The organism is Corynebacterium sp. KPL2734, from assembly GCF_040225595.1.
Lineage (GTDB): Bacteria > Actinomycetota > Actinomycetes > Mycobacteriales > Mycobacteriaceae > Corynebacterium > Corynebacterium rhinophilum.
In genome coordinates this window covers 16,924-29,850 of the sequence record NZ_JBEHFO010000015.1, presented here as the reverse complement: position 1 = coordinate 29,850, position 12,927 = coordinate 16,924, and the positions used below count along the sequence as shown (strand labels likewise).

Here is a 12,927-nt window from a genome sequence, read left to right as displayed (position 1 = left end):
CCAGAACATGTTCCGTTGCGCAGTGTGAAACAATCCGCATGCAAAACCCCGCTAAGCGTTGCACAATGGGGTTATGGCAAAGCATGTAGGAAATAAAGTCGTTCTCATTGGCGCGGGTGACGTGGGAGTCGCTTACGCCTACGCACTGGTCAACCAGAGCATCGTCGACCACCTGGCCATCATCGACATCGATGAGCGGAAGCTGGAAGGCAATGTCATGGACCTCAACCACGGCGTAGTCTGGTCGCCACAGCGCACCCGCGTCACCAAGGGCACCTACGCGGATTGCGCGGACGCTGACATGGTCGTCATCTGTGCCGGCGCTGCCCAAAAGCCCGGTGAAACCCGCCTTGACCTGGTGGATAAGAACGTCAAGATCATGAACAGCATCGTCGCGGATGTCATTGCTAATGACTTCGACGGCATCTTCCTAGTCGCCTCCAACCCGGTCGATATCCTGACCTACGCGGTATGGAAGGCCTCCGGCTTTGACCACAAGCGGGTCATCGGCTCCGGTACGATTCTGGACTCCGCGCGCTTCCGCTACATGCTGGGTGAATTGGAAGGCGTGGCACCGAAGTCCGTACACGCTTACATCATTGGTGAGCACGGCGATTCTGAGCTACCGGCCGTCTCCACCGCGAATGTTGCCGGTGTGCCGCTTTCGCAGAAGCTGGAAAAGGATCCGGAATACGCCGAGCGCATTGAAAAGATCTTTGAAGAAACCCGCGACGCCGCCTACTCCATTATCGATGCAAAGGGCTCGACCTCCTACGGCATCGGCATGGGGCTTGCACGCATTACCGCCGCGATCATCCAGAACCAGGACGTGGCGCTTCCCGTCTCTGCTTACCTGCAGGGCGAGTACGGCGTGGAGGACCTCTACATCGGCACCGCGGCCATCGTGAACCGCACCGGCATCGTGCGCCCAGTAGAACTGCAGCTCAACGAGCACGAAAAGGAGCGTTTCGACGCTTCTGCCAAGACGCTCAATGACATCAAAGAAAAGTTCTTTGGCTAGTGCACATCGTCGCGCATAGGGGATATTCCGGAAAATACCCGGAGCTATCCCCCTTAGCTTTTGAAAAGGCCATGGAGCTTCCTATCCATGGCGTGGAGTGCGATGTGCGGTTAAGCCGCGATGGCAAGGTGGTAGTCCAGCACGATCCCACCTTGGAGCGAACGACGGGGCGCGCCGGGCGAGTTTCGGCGATGGACTGGCGGGAGCTGAGCGAGGTCGACATTGGCAAGGGACAGCGCATGATGCTTCTCGATGACCTCCTGGCCATGCTGGGGGACAAGCCCCACCACCTTTATATTGAAACCAAGCACCCCTCCGGGCAAGGTAGTGCCTTGGAAAAGCGGGTCATGGAACGGCTGCGCGCCGCCGGGCTCGATGAGGATCCGCGCATGCACGTTATTTCCTTTTCCCATAAGGCCATCCGGCGCATGAAAATTTTGGCACCGCATATTGACCGCATTTACCTGCGCCGAGACTGGGAACGCCATTTTAATCGCTCGGATTTCATGTGGTCGCGCCCGAGCGCCCTGGGGGTTTCCCTGCTGCGCGCCAAGATGCAGGCGGCGATTATCGGTGCGCAGGGTTTGCCCACGTATATGTGGACCGTTGATAAGCCGGAGGACATGAAGTGGGCTTGGTCCAATGGCGTGGACATGCTTGCCACCAATCAGCCGGAGGTGGCCCTGCGCGCTATTGAGCTGTAGAAAGCAGGTATCTTGGAGGCATGGCCAAGAAGAAAAAGAAACAAGAAGACCTGCCTGAGGGCATGTCCCGCCGTCAGGCGAAGCTTGCTGCCCGCGCCAAAGAGCGCGCCGCCCTAGAAAAGGACCCGCGCCCCTATAGCGGCCTTGCGGCGGAGGCTTCCCTCGTTGCCATGCAAGAGTTCGTGCCCTCCGCTTTTGCGAAGCTCGACGTGAAGGGCTGCGATAGGAACGTCTACGTCTCTACCGTCCTCCCGGGCGCCACCGCGGCGCTGATCCGCGATGAGGAATTCGGCGGCGATGCTTTTGTGGCACTGCAGGTGCAGTCCCATACTCATAACCCCGGCCGGGATCTGGCCTTCGCCCTGAACTGGGTAAAGAACAACGAGCCAGGCTCGACCCTGGAATCGACCGCGGCCGATGGCTCGCAGCCGGAGCTTAGTGAGCTTATCGATGCCGCAACCACCCTCGACATCGAAGTCCACCAGGACTTCAGCTGGTGGATCCCGGAAGGCTCGCAGGTCACCCCTGAGGTATCGCAGTCCATGCGCGCCGCCAATGACTCGGTCATCGAATCCCACCAGGTGGGCAATGACATTACCGGCACCGCCTTTTGGGCCAATGCCGGCGGCGGCAAAGCGCACGTGCGCTGGGTGCGCCCGAACGACGATGAGGCCGCGTTCCTCAACGCCTTGGCGCGAGTCGCCGCGCGCGGCGAGCTGAACCTGGGCGAGGACACCAAGTTTGCCGGAGTATTCCGCACCCACGGCCTCATCGCTCCCGTCTTTGACGTGCAGCCTGAGGTTGATTACTCCTCTTATGAGGACAAGCTCGCGGGCGTGGACAAGGCCTTGGAAGAAGAAATCTCCAATGATGCGCAATTGAACGCAGAAGAGCGCAAGCAGCTAGAAAACATCAAGTCCCGCCAGGTGACGTTGCGCTAAATGCACCACACCAAAGCGGCCCTTTACCTCGAAAAGACGAGGAGGAAAGGGCCGCTTTCTTCGCAATCTAGCTAGGACGGGTCAAGGTATGAACAAGAAAAACTCAGGGCCTCGGCGCATAGCCTGGGCTCTCGCAGCCGCCAGCGCAATAGTCTTCATGCTTGGCATAATTAGGATGTTCTCTATGGATCCTGTGGAATGGAGAATTCACCCTGAATTCTTCATCGCAACCACACTTGCTAGTTTCTCAATAACGTTTTTCCGATACGAAGATTGAGTTCAGTCCTATTTCATGGAGTCCCAGAGCTGTTGGGCGCCTTCATCGTCCCAGAGCACGACATTGCCCACGACGGTGTCCTGGAACCCGCCGATGGGGACGGTTTCCGTATCCACGCCGGAGCCCATCGCGAGCGCCACGCGGGCCAGGTGCCATACGTGGTCGCCATCGCCCACGATGAAAGAGGAGGCGGTGTGGTTAATCAGGGAAATAGACCGGAAGGGGTTAATTAGCGTGGCCGGGGACGTGATCTTATCTAGGAGCGCCGCGAAGAACTCGCGCTGGCGCTGCACGCGGTCGAGATCGCCCATCGCGGTGGCGCGGGTGCGCACATAACCCAGCGCATCGCTGCCCTCTAGCTTCTGGCAGCCTTCCTGCAGATCGATGCCCGCCAGCGGGTCATTAATGGGCTCTGGCACGCAGATATCGACGCCACCGACGGAATCGACCACATTGGCCAAACCACCCATACCGATTTCGGCATAGTGGTCAATGTGCAGGCCAGTATTACCCTCCACGGTTTGTGCTAAGAGCTTTGGCCCGCCGTAGGCAAAAGCGGCGTTGATCTTATCCATGCCGAAGCCGGGTACTTCCACGTAGCTATCGCGTGGAATGGAGACCAGTTGGGCTTGGCCGGAGCGCGGGATATGCAGGAGCATGATGGTATCGGTGCGTCCCTCGCCCACATCGCCACCGGTGCCGAGCGCTTGTTGCTCCTCTTCGGACAGGCCCTGGCGGGAATCGGATCCCACCAACAGCCAATTGGTGCCGGAGGTATTGGCCACCTGCTCATCCGGGAGGGCATCCACGCGGGTCAGGCGCGTATCGGCCCACAGTGCGAAGATGAGGCTGCACACCACGACGAAGAGGACAAAGATGCCGGCGCAGCCAAAGAATCGTTTGACTGGATTGGTCTTTTTCCGGCGACTGTGTGGCTTGGAATGGTGGCGGGGCGGTTGCTGCGCTTGCTGTGGCTGGTAGCGCTGTTGCAACTGCTGCGGCGATTGCGGCTGCGATCGTTGTGGTCGCCGTGGCGGCCGTTGCTGTGGCTGTTGTGACCGCTGCGGTGGTTGCTGCGCGGAACGCTGCTTGGCCCGGTACTGGCTGGGGTAGCGGGTAGGGGTTTCCTGGCGCGGGATGTGTTGCTGCGGTTCGGCACGATTCGTGCGCGGCCGGTGGCGAATGGGCCGACCGTAGCGGTCCTTGAGGGGACGGCCATCGGCCCCAAGGACGAACTCACTGGATGAGCTATCGCCAGCGCGGCGCACCTCCCGATGCGGATCTCGTCCTGATTCAGTCATGCGCTATACCTTACAAGGCGCCGGCCAATTCCCCCGCTTTCTCCGCGAGCAAGCCACACTTAAAGTACAGAAAGGCCGAAGGAATAACCGAGGAAAGCGATGGCATCGATAAGAAAGTGCGCGATGACAAGCGGCCACACGCGGCCGGTGCGGTGATAGTAGTAGCCGTAGATTATGCCCATGATGATATTGCCAAAGCCGGCCGATACCCCCTGGTACAGGTGATATGAACCGCGCAGGATGGAACTTGCCGCCAAGGCGGCCGGCAGCGACCAGCGCGCCTGGCGCAGCCTGGTCATCAGCCACATGACCACCACGGTCTCTTCTGCAAAGGCATTGGCGGCGGCCTTGATGAGGGATACCGGGATTTCTAACCACGCATTGTCGAAGTCACCGGGGATGACCTCTTTGCTCCAGCCAAACTGCACCGCGACGAAATATAAAACTAGGCCCGGGATGCCGATGAGCGCGGCGAGTCCCGCGCCGTGCAACCAATCAGAGGCGCGGTAGGCGGCCGGTTTAATGTGGTCTTGTGCCAGCAGGAAAAGTGCTAGCGCACCATAGGCAAAAAGGACCGCCGCCGAGCACAATTGCAGGCCCAAATCCACCCACGCCAGGCTGGATTGGCTGGAGTTGAGTGTGACGGATTGCTCATTGAGCGACTGCGGGGCGGCCAGTGAATTGATAAGCCGCAGTACCGCCCGGACCCCGGAAATACCAAAGGTCAGGGTCAGGACGATGAGTAGCTCGGCGCGGAGGTTCTTGGTCATGGGTGCAGGATGTGGGCGAGGCCTAAAAGTTGGGCATCGGAAAGCGTAATGCCTCCCACATGCACGCCGACGGGCGGGTGCGCGGGGATGGCCCAAGGAACGGAAATGGCGGGCAATTGGGCCATATTAAACAGCGAGGCCCAGGGGGACCAGCGCGTTTGAGCGTCGAAATTTTCCGCGTGCGGAAGGGACAGGAAATACCCCCGCGGCGGCGGATCCGCGGTGAGCATGGGCGTGATAACGGCATCGACCCGCCACTGCTGCGCCAAGAGCTCTGGGAGGTGGCGGACATGGCGCTGCGCCGCGCTTAGCTCGGCGGCGGATACGGTAGCACCTTGCTGGGCCACCCAAGCCGCGTAGCCCTCTGCCTGCGGCAGCCCCACAAACCGGGAGGTAAAAATCTCGCGGAAGTGCGCAAACGTGGCCGCTGCCTGCGGATACGGCGCAATGGGGACGACCTCGAACCCCGCCGCGTGCAGCCGATCCGCGGCCTCGCGCGCCGCCCGCAGGTGGTGGGCTTCCACCCGGGTCGCGGCAAAAAGCGGCTCCAGCAAGAGCCCAATGCGGGCGCGCGGGGTGATCATGCGGTAGCCGTGCAGGAACGCATTATCGGCCACGGTGCGGGTAATAAACCCCTCCGTGCCGAGGTTGCTGCCCGCAGGCTTAAACCCCACGACCCCGCAGGCCGCGGCGGGAACGCGAATAGAACCGCCGCCATCGCTGGCCTGGGCCGCGCGCACGAGGCCGCGGGCTACCTGGACGGCCGCGCCGCCGGAAGATCCGCCCGGGGTGCGGCCTGGATAAAGGGGATTATCGGGGTGGGGAAGATCCACAGGCTCCGTATCGACGCGCAAGCCCAACTCCGGGGTGGAGGACTTGCCAATGAACGTCGCGCCCTGCTTTTCCAATGTCGCGATGAACGGCTCGCTGCCTGCGGGATAGTACGTGCGCTTGGCATTGCCCAAAGTGGTGGGCATGCCCGCGACATCGTTGAGATCCTTTGCAGACAGGACCCACCCGCGCAGTCGGCCGGTGCGGGTGGGGGTGCGCTGCAGATCCAGGTAGGTAAAACCGTGTTCTGCAGGGCCCATGCCCTGCACCTCTGCGCGCAGTCGTTCTATGGAAAAGTCCATGGCGCACCAGTCTAGTGGGCTAAGGTGACGGGCATGACTACAACCATCGCTTTCTTAGGCCCCGCCGGTACGTTCACTGAGGCCGCCGTGCACAAATTCGCCGCCGAGTGGGAAGCGCGCGGGGAGACCGTGGAGACCCTGCCGGTGGACTCGCCATCGGCGGCGGTGGCGGCGGTGCGCGCCGGGCAGGCCGATTATGCCTGCGTCGCCATCGAAAATTCCGTGGATGGAGCGGTGACGACGACCTTTGATGCACTGGTAGAAGGCGATCCCGTACAGATTTACCGCGAGGTAGATATCCCCGTTACCTTCAGCATCATGACAAGGCCGGGAACGAAAGACATCACGCGCCTGAGCACGCATCCGGTGGCCTTCCAACAAATCCGCGGCTGGGTAGCGGAGAACGCACCGGGCGTGGAATTCGTGCCGGCTAGTTCGAATGCGGCGGCGGCGCAGGCCGTAGCGCGCGGGGAGGCCGACGCTGCGGCGGCGCCAGCGCGGGCGGCAGAAATCTTCGGCCTAGAAACCAGCGCGAGCGGCGTGGCCGACGTGCAGGGCGCGGCCACCCGCTTCGTGTTGGTGGGCCTGCCGGGGCGCCCGACCGCGCGCACCGGCCAGGACCGCACCAGCGTCATTTTCACCCTGCCCAACCAGCCGGGAACCCTGGTGGGGGCCCTGCAAGATTTTGCCTACCGTGGGGTGGATCTCTCCCGGATTGAGTCGCGGCCGACGCGCCAAACCTTTGGTAACTACCGCTTCTATGTGGACTTGATTGGGCACATCGATGACCAGCCGGTTGCTGAGGCCCTGCGCGCGGTGTGGTTGCGGGCGGAGGAACTGCGCTTTTTGGGCTCCTGGCCCACCGCGACGCCCGCTGGCCACCCGCCGCGGGACTTGGCAGAGGCGGATGCCTGGGTGGCGAGGGCGCGCAGAGGTCAATAATCTGGACGCATGACTGGAAGAATCATCCTGCTGCGCCATGGCCAAACCCATTCCAACGTCTCCCGGCTGCTTGATACCCGCCCGCCGGGCGCGGAGCTTACGGATCTGGGGCGCAACCAGGCCACGGAGGTGGGCCGGGAACTAGCGGGTTTTGTGGGCGAGCGCGAGGTCGAATTCAAGTGCTCGATTGCGCTGCGGGCGCAGCAGACCGCCACCTTGGCGGCGCGCGCCTTTGAACAGGAGCGGGGCCTGCCGCGCTTTTCCATTCCCATCGATGTCATCCCGAATGTGCAGGAGATTTTCGCCGGCGATTGGGAGCTCGATGCCAGCGAGGCCGCCCACCGCAGCCACGATACGGCCATGCGCGGCTGGTGCTATGGCGATAGCCAGGCCGCCATGGAAGGCGGCGAGCGGCTTCAGGACGTGCTTGCGCGTTTCCAGCCCGCGTTGGAAGAGATTGCGGCGCAGCTTGCCGATGACCGCGATGTCATCCTCGTCAGCCACGGCGCCGCCATCCGGGTGGTAACCAAGCACGCTACCGGCGCGGATGCGGACTTTGCCTATACCGGCTATATGCCCAATTGCCGCTTTACCGTGATGGAGCCGCGTGGCAAGAAATTCGGCGAATGGACGCTTACCCGCTGGGCCGATATCGATCTCTAACCCCAGCCCAGCTGGTGCAGTTCGTGTTCTTCCATGCCAAAGTAATGGCCTAGCTCGTGGAAGACCGTGACCTTGACCTGCTCGGCCAAGTCTTCTTCGGACGTACTCCAGCGCTGCAGAGTGTTGCGGTAGATGAAGATCGCATCGGGCAAATACCCGGTGTGGTCAAATGTGCGCTGGGGTAGGGCCACGCCCTCATAGAGCCCCAGCAAGGTGGGATCATCGGGGTTTTCCTCTTCCACCATGATCACTAGGTTGCGCATCTTGCGCACGAATTCATCGGGCACCTGATCGAGGGCGTCATTGACCATCTCCTCGAAGCGCTCTTCCGAAACGGAATACATTTACGGTGCCGGCTTATTATCGCGAATCGGGTTGCGCTCTGGGCGCTCCTCCGGCGGGTTGCCATCGATGGATAGCGCTTGGCGGCCACCGGTGGCGGTGCCAGTGATGGAGGAAAAGCCGCCATCATCGCGGGCGTGGACGAGCGAGCAGTTCACGGACTTGGTACCGCCATTCCAGGACTCTTCAGACACGGTTCCCCAGAACGGCTGCAACGTGGATTGGTAGAGCTGCTCCTCCCCACCCAGGTAGTCCTCGGCGGCGGCCGTGCAGGTATCCGAGAGGAATTTATCCATCTCCTTGCCATCCGGGTACGCGTCGGGGAATTTCTTGCCCAAGTCGATGACGGATACTGTCTCCAACTGGTGTGGCTGGCCGCAGTCCACGACGTGCGGTACCTGCTGATCATCGATGGCTAAGCACTCGCCCGGCTTAGCCAGATTGGCCTGCTCGGAGGCCTCGACATTGCCGGTGGTCAACTGCGGTACGCCGTGATCATCGGTGGTTTGTAGGCCACACAGCAGGGTGCGGTCACCGTTATTCCACGCGGATTCCGGCGGCAGGATGGAGGCAATATCGTATTTGCCGTGCGGATCCCACTTGCTGTGCAGGTAGCTCACCGTGGCGGATTCACAGAGCTCATCGCGCAGCTGGTGCTGGCGGGTAAGCGCGGGCCGCGAGGCATCCGGGCCGAATTCACTGGTGGGGTAGACGCTGAGATCCTCCACGGTGGAGACCTCGAAGCGGTGCTGCTCGGAGCATTCCACCTCCTTGAAGGAAGCGGCAGAACCATCCTCGTTGATATCCCACGTCACGCAGGATCCGGCGGAAGCGGAGGTAAAAGGCTCCGTTTTGGGATCGGAAGATCCCGAGCCATCCGCACCGCCTTCAGAGGACTGCTCGGACGCGGCCGTATTATCGGACCCGTTGGAGCCGTGGTTGCTGACAATGCCGTAGATGCCCATGAAAACGGCCGCCGCGATTGCTGAGATCAAGGCAATCTGGACGGCCACAGCGGAACGCCACGCAGGTGATTTCTTCATAAGGCCCATTATCTTACCCCTTAAGCAGGGTCTTTTCTAGATTGAGGTATCCCGGGAAACGCGGGTATTCAGGTGATACCTATCGGTGCGGTAGACCGAGGAACACCATTCCACGGGCTTATCCCCCGAACGCGAGCAGCGCACGATGTGCAGCAGGGGGGAACCCACGGGGACATCGAGAAGCGGCGCAATCTCCTCATTGGCGGCAATGGCGGATACGGTCTGGTCCGCGTCCGTGATGGGGACGCCAAACGTATTATCCAAAATCGAGTACACCGAGTTATAGGTGTCATTTTCCAGCAGGCTCGGCGCAAAGGTGGAGTTGTACCAGCCGTCATCGATGGAATAAGGCTCGCCATCGCCCAAGCGCAGCCGGCGCAAATGAATCTGTTCCTCTGTGGCAGGGGTGCCAAAGAAGCTGGTGGCCGCCTCCGGTGCGCTAGCGCGGCCGCTGTTGAGAATCTTGGAGGAGGCCACCACGTCCTGGGCGCTCATTTCATCGGAAAAGGAGGCCAGGTGCAGGCGCGATACCAAGGGGTTGGGGGCAACGAACGTGCCCTTTCCGCGCACGCGGCGCAATTTACCGGCGGTAACGAGATCCCCGATGGCTCGGCGCACCGTAATGCGGGAGACACCGTAGGTCTCCTCCAAGAGCCTCTCACCAGGGAGGATATCACCGGGTTTGAGGGTGGTATTACATAATTCCTCCAGAATATCGTGCAATTGGGCGTGCTTGGGGGTAGGGCCATCGCTAATCTCGCGGGCCGGCAATTCTAAGGAGGACATGATTCCATAATAATTCGCTGGTTATTACCACGGCAAGGCAAAGGCAGTGCGCTAGAATCAGTTCCGTGATTGATCTCAAGCTACTCCGTGAAAACCCAGACGTTGTCCGCGCCTCTCAGGTCACCCGTGGGGAAGACCCCTCGCTCGTGGATCAGCTCCTCGCAGCCGATGAGAAGCGTCGCTCTGCCATCCAGAAGGCAGACGAGGTGCGTTCCCAGCAGAAATCCCTGGGTAAGAAGATTGGTCAGGCCTCCCCAAATGAGCGCCCAGCGTTGCTGGAAGGCGCAGATGAGCTCAAGGCCGAGGTAAAAGAGGCAGAAGAGGCTCGGTCCGCGGCTGAGGCCACGGTGGAAGAGCTGCAGTACAAGATCGATAACGTCGTCGAAGGCGCGCCCGCCGGCGGCGAAGATGACTTTGTTCTCGTTGAAGAAGTAGGCGAGATCCCGCACTTCGATTTCGAGCCAAAGGACCACCTTGAGCTCGGCGAGTCCCTGGGGCTCATTGACGTCAAGCGCGGTGCGAAGGTCGGCGGTGCCCGCTTCTACTACCTCACCGGCGATGGCGCCTTCCTGCAGCTCGGCATGCTGATGTTGGCGGCGCAGAAGGCACGGGAAGCCGGCTTCCAGCTGATGATCCCGCCGGTTCTGGTGCGCCCAGAGATCATGGCCGGCACGGGCTTTTTGGGCCAGCACTCCGATGAGATCTACTACCTCCCGGCCGATGATCGCTACCTCGTGGGCACCTCTGAGGTAGCCTTGGCCGGCTACCACAAGGATGAGATTATCGATTTGTCCAATGGCCCCTTGCAGTACGCTGGCTGGTCCTCCTGCTTCCGCCGTGAGGCTGGTTCCCACGGCAAGGACACCCGCGGCATCCTGCGCGTGCACCAATTCGACAAGCTAGAAATGTTTGTCTACTGCAAGCCGGAAGATGCCGAGGACATGCACCAAAAGCTCCTCGCTATGGAAAAGGAAATGCTGGCTGCGATGGAATTGCCGTACCGCACCATCGATATCGCCGGCGGAGACTTGGGCTCTTCGGCTGCCCGCAAATTCGATAACGAGGCGTGGGTGCCAACCCAAGGTACCTACCGCGAGCTGACCTCTACCTCCAATTGCACGACCTTCCAGGCCCGCCGCCTATCTACCCGCTACCGCGATGAGAACGGAAAGACGCAGGTAGCCGCCACCTTGAACGGCACCCTGGCCACTACCCGTTGGATCGTGGCGATTTTGGAAAACCACCAACAAGCCGATGGCTCCGTCGTTGTTCCAGAGGCCCTGCGCCCATTCGTGGGCAAGGATGTTCTCACGCCGCAGTAGCCTGCGGAGCAAACCCAAAGGAGCACCATGAACGCTGCGACGAATTTCTTGTACCGCCAGATCACCCACATTGGGCGCGGCCTCACCTTGGCCCAAGGCCTGCAGATGCGTCTGTCGGGGGAAGAAAATATTCCCGATGATGGCGGTGCCGTCCTCGTGTGCAATCACACCGGGTATATGGATTTTCTCTTCGGTGCGTTCATTGCCTATCGCAAAAAGCGTTTGGTGCGCTTTCTGGCTAAGGCCAGCATCTTTAGTGCCCCGGGCGTGGGCGCCCTGCTGCGTGCCATGGGGCACGTGCCGGTAGATCGCATCGATGGCAAAGAGTCCTTGCGCAAGGCGGTGGAGCTTGCCGAAGCCGGCGAGCTCGTCGGCGTCTTTTCTGAAGGCACGATTTCCCGCAGCTTTGAAATCCGTAACATGAAAACCGGCGCATCCCGCATCGCTTTTGAAGCCGGCGTGCCGGTTGTCCCGCAGGTGATATTTGGTTCGCAGCGCCTGTGGACAAAGGGCCACAAGAAGAACTTGGGACGCACCAAGACTCCGGTCTTTATTGCCGCGCTCGAGCCGTATTACCCCACTGGGGACCCAGAAGCCGATACAGCTGAAATCCGCCGGCGCATGCAGGAGGCCCTAGAGGGACTTTGGGAGGATTACGAGGCGGAGTTCGGCCCCATGCCCGCCGGCGAATATTGGGTTCCTGCGCGCAAGGGCGGTTCCGCTCCGACGCTGGAAGAGGCCGAAGCTCGCGATGCGGAGGTGGAAACGGAGCGGCACCGAGTGCGTCGTTTGCGCGATGACTTGGTAGGGCTCAAAGAGCGCGTTTCTGTTTCCTCCGTTGAACTCGTACGCAACCACATGGCCTCTGCCAAAGGCAAGGAAGCCCAGGAAATACACGAAGGCGACGAGGCACAGGAAAAGAAGCACATCGCGGCCGATACCTTGGAGTGGGTCAAAACCAATCTCAATGCCGTGGTGGAAGAGGCGACCCGTGGCTTGGATGAAGGCAGGGATAAGGTCGCCGATGTCATGGCGCAATTGAAGACCGATGTGGCGCAGGCCCAGGCCTCAATTGCCGCAAGCAGCAAGGAGATCTGGGAAGGATCCGTGGTAGAGCAAGGATTGCTCGCCGCGGCGACCCAATCGCGCCTGATCGTTTCCCGCCTGCCGCACCGGCTCAAGGCCCAGTTTTCTGACATCCCGCGCGTAGTAGTGGCGCATCAAAGCGCGCTGAACTGGGAAGATGGTGTCCTGACCCCGCGGTTGAAGGCGGCGCTAGAAGGCATCTACCCCGCGGCGGAGGTACTCATCGTGGTGTCGTGCGATGCGGATCTCGATGTCCCGCAGGCGGTGTGGCATATCCAGCTTGATGAACAGGCCGAAAAGCCGCTGGTGGACAAGGAAGCGATGAAGGTTACCTCGGCCACGGCCGCCGCCGGCGTGGACTGCATCCTAGATGATTTGGACGCCAAGCCGAGCGAGACATTGGTCTTTGGTAATGAGCCAGGAGATGAAGAATTTTTGAATCACATCCCGGTCGTTGCCCTAGAGACCGCACCCATCGAGGTGGTCAAGGAGGCGCAGGCAGTGACCTATTCCGCCGAGCGCGCAGGTATGTCCGAGGTTCTGGAAGCGATGGCCCGGCTACAAAAAGATTAGCCACGTGCAAACGTTGACGTTGC

At 61.0% G+C, this 12,927-nt stretch carries 13 protein-coding genes; 7 read left to right on the top strand and 6 right to left on the bottom strand.

What is annotated here, in order from left to right; all coding sequences use genetic code 11:
• The first annotated feature begins 73 nt into the window (after nt 1-73).
• Genes ABRP88_RS09205 through ABRP88_RS09195 form a run of 3 tightly spaced genes read left to right on the top strand, consistent with a single transcriptional unit; the run spans nt 74 to nt 2,666 of the window.
• A complete protein-coding gene (locus tag ABRP88_RS09205; protein ID WP_005285324.1) occupies nt 74-1,021 on the top strand; it encodes an L-lactate dehydrogenase in 948 nt (315 codons plus the stop codon).
• Entirely contained in the window at nt 1,021-1,725 is a 705-nt protein-coding gene (locus tag ABRP88_RS09200) for a glycerophosphodiester phosphodiesterase family protein (RefSeq protein WP_023024364.1), read from the top strand. Before ABRP88_RS09205 ends, ABRP88_RS09200 begins: the two co-directional genes overlap by 1 nt.
• Nucleotides 1,726-1,745: 20 nt before the next feature.
• A complete protein-coding gene (locus ABRP88_RS09195; protein WP_349837023.1) occupies nt 1,746-2,666 on the top strand; it encodes a DUF5926 family protein in 921 nt (306 codons plus the stop codon).
• Nucleotides 2,667-2,951: 285 nt separating this feature from the next.
• Here the strand turns inward: ABRP88_RS09195 and ABRP88_RS09190 are convergent, their stop codons facing one another.
• Genes ABRP88_RS09190 through ABRP88_RS09180 form a run of 3 tightly spaced genes read right to left on the bottom strand, consistent with a single transcriptional unit; the run spans nt 2,952 to nt 6,147 of the window.
• Nucleotides 2,952-4,244, bottom strand: a complete 1,293-nt coding sequence (locus ABRP88_RS09190; RefSeq protein WP_349837022.1) for an LCP family protein — start codon at nt 4,242-4,244, stop codon at nt 2,952-2,954.
• A 59-nt stretch (nt 4,245-4,303) separates the two neighbouring features.
• Nucleotides 4,304-5,014: a CPBP family intramembrane glutamic endopeptidase gene (locus ABRP88_RS09185; protein ID WP_349837021.1), complete on the bottom strand. Its 711-nt coding sequence runs from the start codon at nt 5,012-5,014 to the stop codon at nt 4,304-4,306.
• The gene (locus tag ABRP88_RS09180) at nt 5,011-6,147 is read right to left on the bottom strand and encodes an amidase (RefSeq protein ID WP_349837020.1); all 1,137 of its coding nucleotides are present in this window, start codon (nt 6,145-6,147) and stop codon (nt 5,011-5,013) included. The genes ABRP88_RS09185 and ABRP88_RS09180 overlap by 4 nt, the downstream gene beginning before the upstream one ends.
• Nucleotides 6,148-6,180: 33 nt before the next feature.
• Between ABRP88_RS09180 and pheA the strand changes: the two genes are divergently transcribed.
• Nucleotides 6,181-7,089 (top strand): prephenate dehydratase, encoded by a 909-nt coding sequence (gene pheA, locus ABRP88_RS09175; protein WP_349837019.1) that lies wholly within the window; start codon nt 6,181-6,183, stop codon nt 7,087-7,089.
• Between the two features lie 9 nt (nt 7,090-7,098).
• Nucleotides 7,099-7,752 carry a histidine phosphatase family protein gene (locus ABRP88_RS09170; protein ID WP_349837018.1) on the top strand — a complete coding sequence of 218 codons (654 nt, stop codon included), beginning with the start codon at nt 7,099-7,101 and terminating at the stop codon, nt 7,750-7,752.
• On the opposite strand, the gene ABRP88_RS09165 is transcribed toward ABRP88_RS09170, so the two are convergent.
• The 3 genes from ABRP88_RS09165 to ABRP88_RS09155 are packed head-to-tail and all read right to left on the bottom strand — an operon-like array spanning nt 7,749 to nt 9,923.
• Nucleotides 7,749-8,096, bottom strand: a complete 348-nt coding sequence (locus ABRP88_RS09165; RefSeq protein WP_284771171.1) for a metallopeptidase family protein — start codon at nt 8,094-8,096, stop codon at nt 7,749-7,751. The genes ABRP88_RS09170 and ABRP88_RS09165 overlap by 4 nt on opposite strands.
• A complete protein-coding gene (locus ABRP88_RS09160) occupies nt 8,097-9,146 on the bottom strand; it encodes a septum formation family protein (protein ID WP_349837017.1) in 1,050 nt (349 codons plus the stop codon).
• Between the two features lie 27 nt (nt 9,147-9,173).
• The gene (locus tag ABRP88_RS09155; protein ID WP_349837016.1) at nt 9,174-9,923 is read right to left on the bottom strand and encodes a GntR family transcriptional regulator; all 750 of its coding nucleotides are present in this window, start codon (nt 9,921-9,923) and stop codon (nt 9,174-9,176) included.
• A 65-nt stretch (nt 9,924-9,988) separates the two neighbouring features.
• Between ABRP88_RS09155 and serS the strand changes: the two genes are divergently transcribed.
• A complete protein-coding gene (gene serS / locus ABRP88_RS09150; protein WP_349837015.1) occupies nt 9,989-11,245 on the top strand; it encodes a serine--tRNA ligase in 1,257 nt (418 codons plus the stop codon).
• Nucleotides 11,246-11,272: 27 nt separating this feature from the next.
• Entirely contained in the window at nt 11,273-12,904 is a 1,632-nt protein-coding gene (locus tag ABRP88_RS09145; protein WP_349837014.1) for a lysophospholipid acyltransferase family protein, read from the top strand.
• Nucleotides 12,905-12,927 lie beyond the last annotated feature (23 nt).

Coding starts and splice junctions, on each gene's coding strand:
- ABRP88_RS09155 (WP_349837016.1), bottom strand. CDS start 9,923: ATGTCCTCCTTAGAATTGCCGGCCCGCGAGATTAGCGATGGCCCTACC.
- ABRP88_RS09185 (WP_349837021.1), bottom strand. CDS start 5,014: ATGACCAAGAACCTCCGCGCCGAGCTACTCATCGTCCTGACCCTGACC.
- ABRP88_RS09165 (WP_284771171.1), bottom strand. CDS start 8,096: ATGTATTCCGTTTCGGAAGAGCGCTTCGAGGAGATGGTCAATGACGCC.
- ABRP88_RS09190 (WP_349837022.1), bottom strand. CDS start 4,244: ATGACTGAATCAGGACGAGATCCGCATCGGGAGGTGCGCCGCGCTGGC.
- ABRP88_RS09160 (WP_349837017.1), bottom strand. CDS start 9,146: ATGGGCCTTATGAAGAAATCACCTGCGTGGCGTTCCGCTGTGGCCGTC.
- ABRP88_RS09170 (WP_349837018.1), top strand. CDS start 7,099: ATGACTGGAAGAATCATCCTGCTGCGCCATGGCCAAACCCATTCCAAC.
- ABRP88_RS09195 (WP_349837023.1), top strand. CDS start 1,746: ATGGCCAAGAAGAAAAAGAAACAAGAAGACCTGCCTGAGGGCATGTCC.
- ABRP88_RS09180 (WP_349837020.1), bottom strand. CDS start 6,147: ATGGACTTTTCCATAGAACGACTGCGCGCAGAGGTGCAGGGCATGGGC.
- ABRP88_RS09205 (WP_005285324.1), top strand. CDS start 74: ATGGCAAAGCATGTAGGAAATAAAGTCGTTCTCATTGGCGCGGGTGAC.
- pheA (WP_349837019.1), top strand. CDS start 6,181: ATGACTACAACCATCGCTTTCTTAGGCCCCGCCGGTACGTTCACTGAG.
- ABRP88_RS09145 (WP_349837014.1), top strand. CDS start 11,273: ATGAACGCTGCGACGAATTTCTTGTACCGCCAGATCACCCACATTGGG.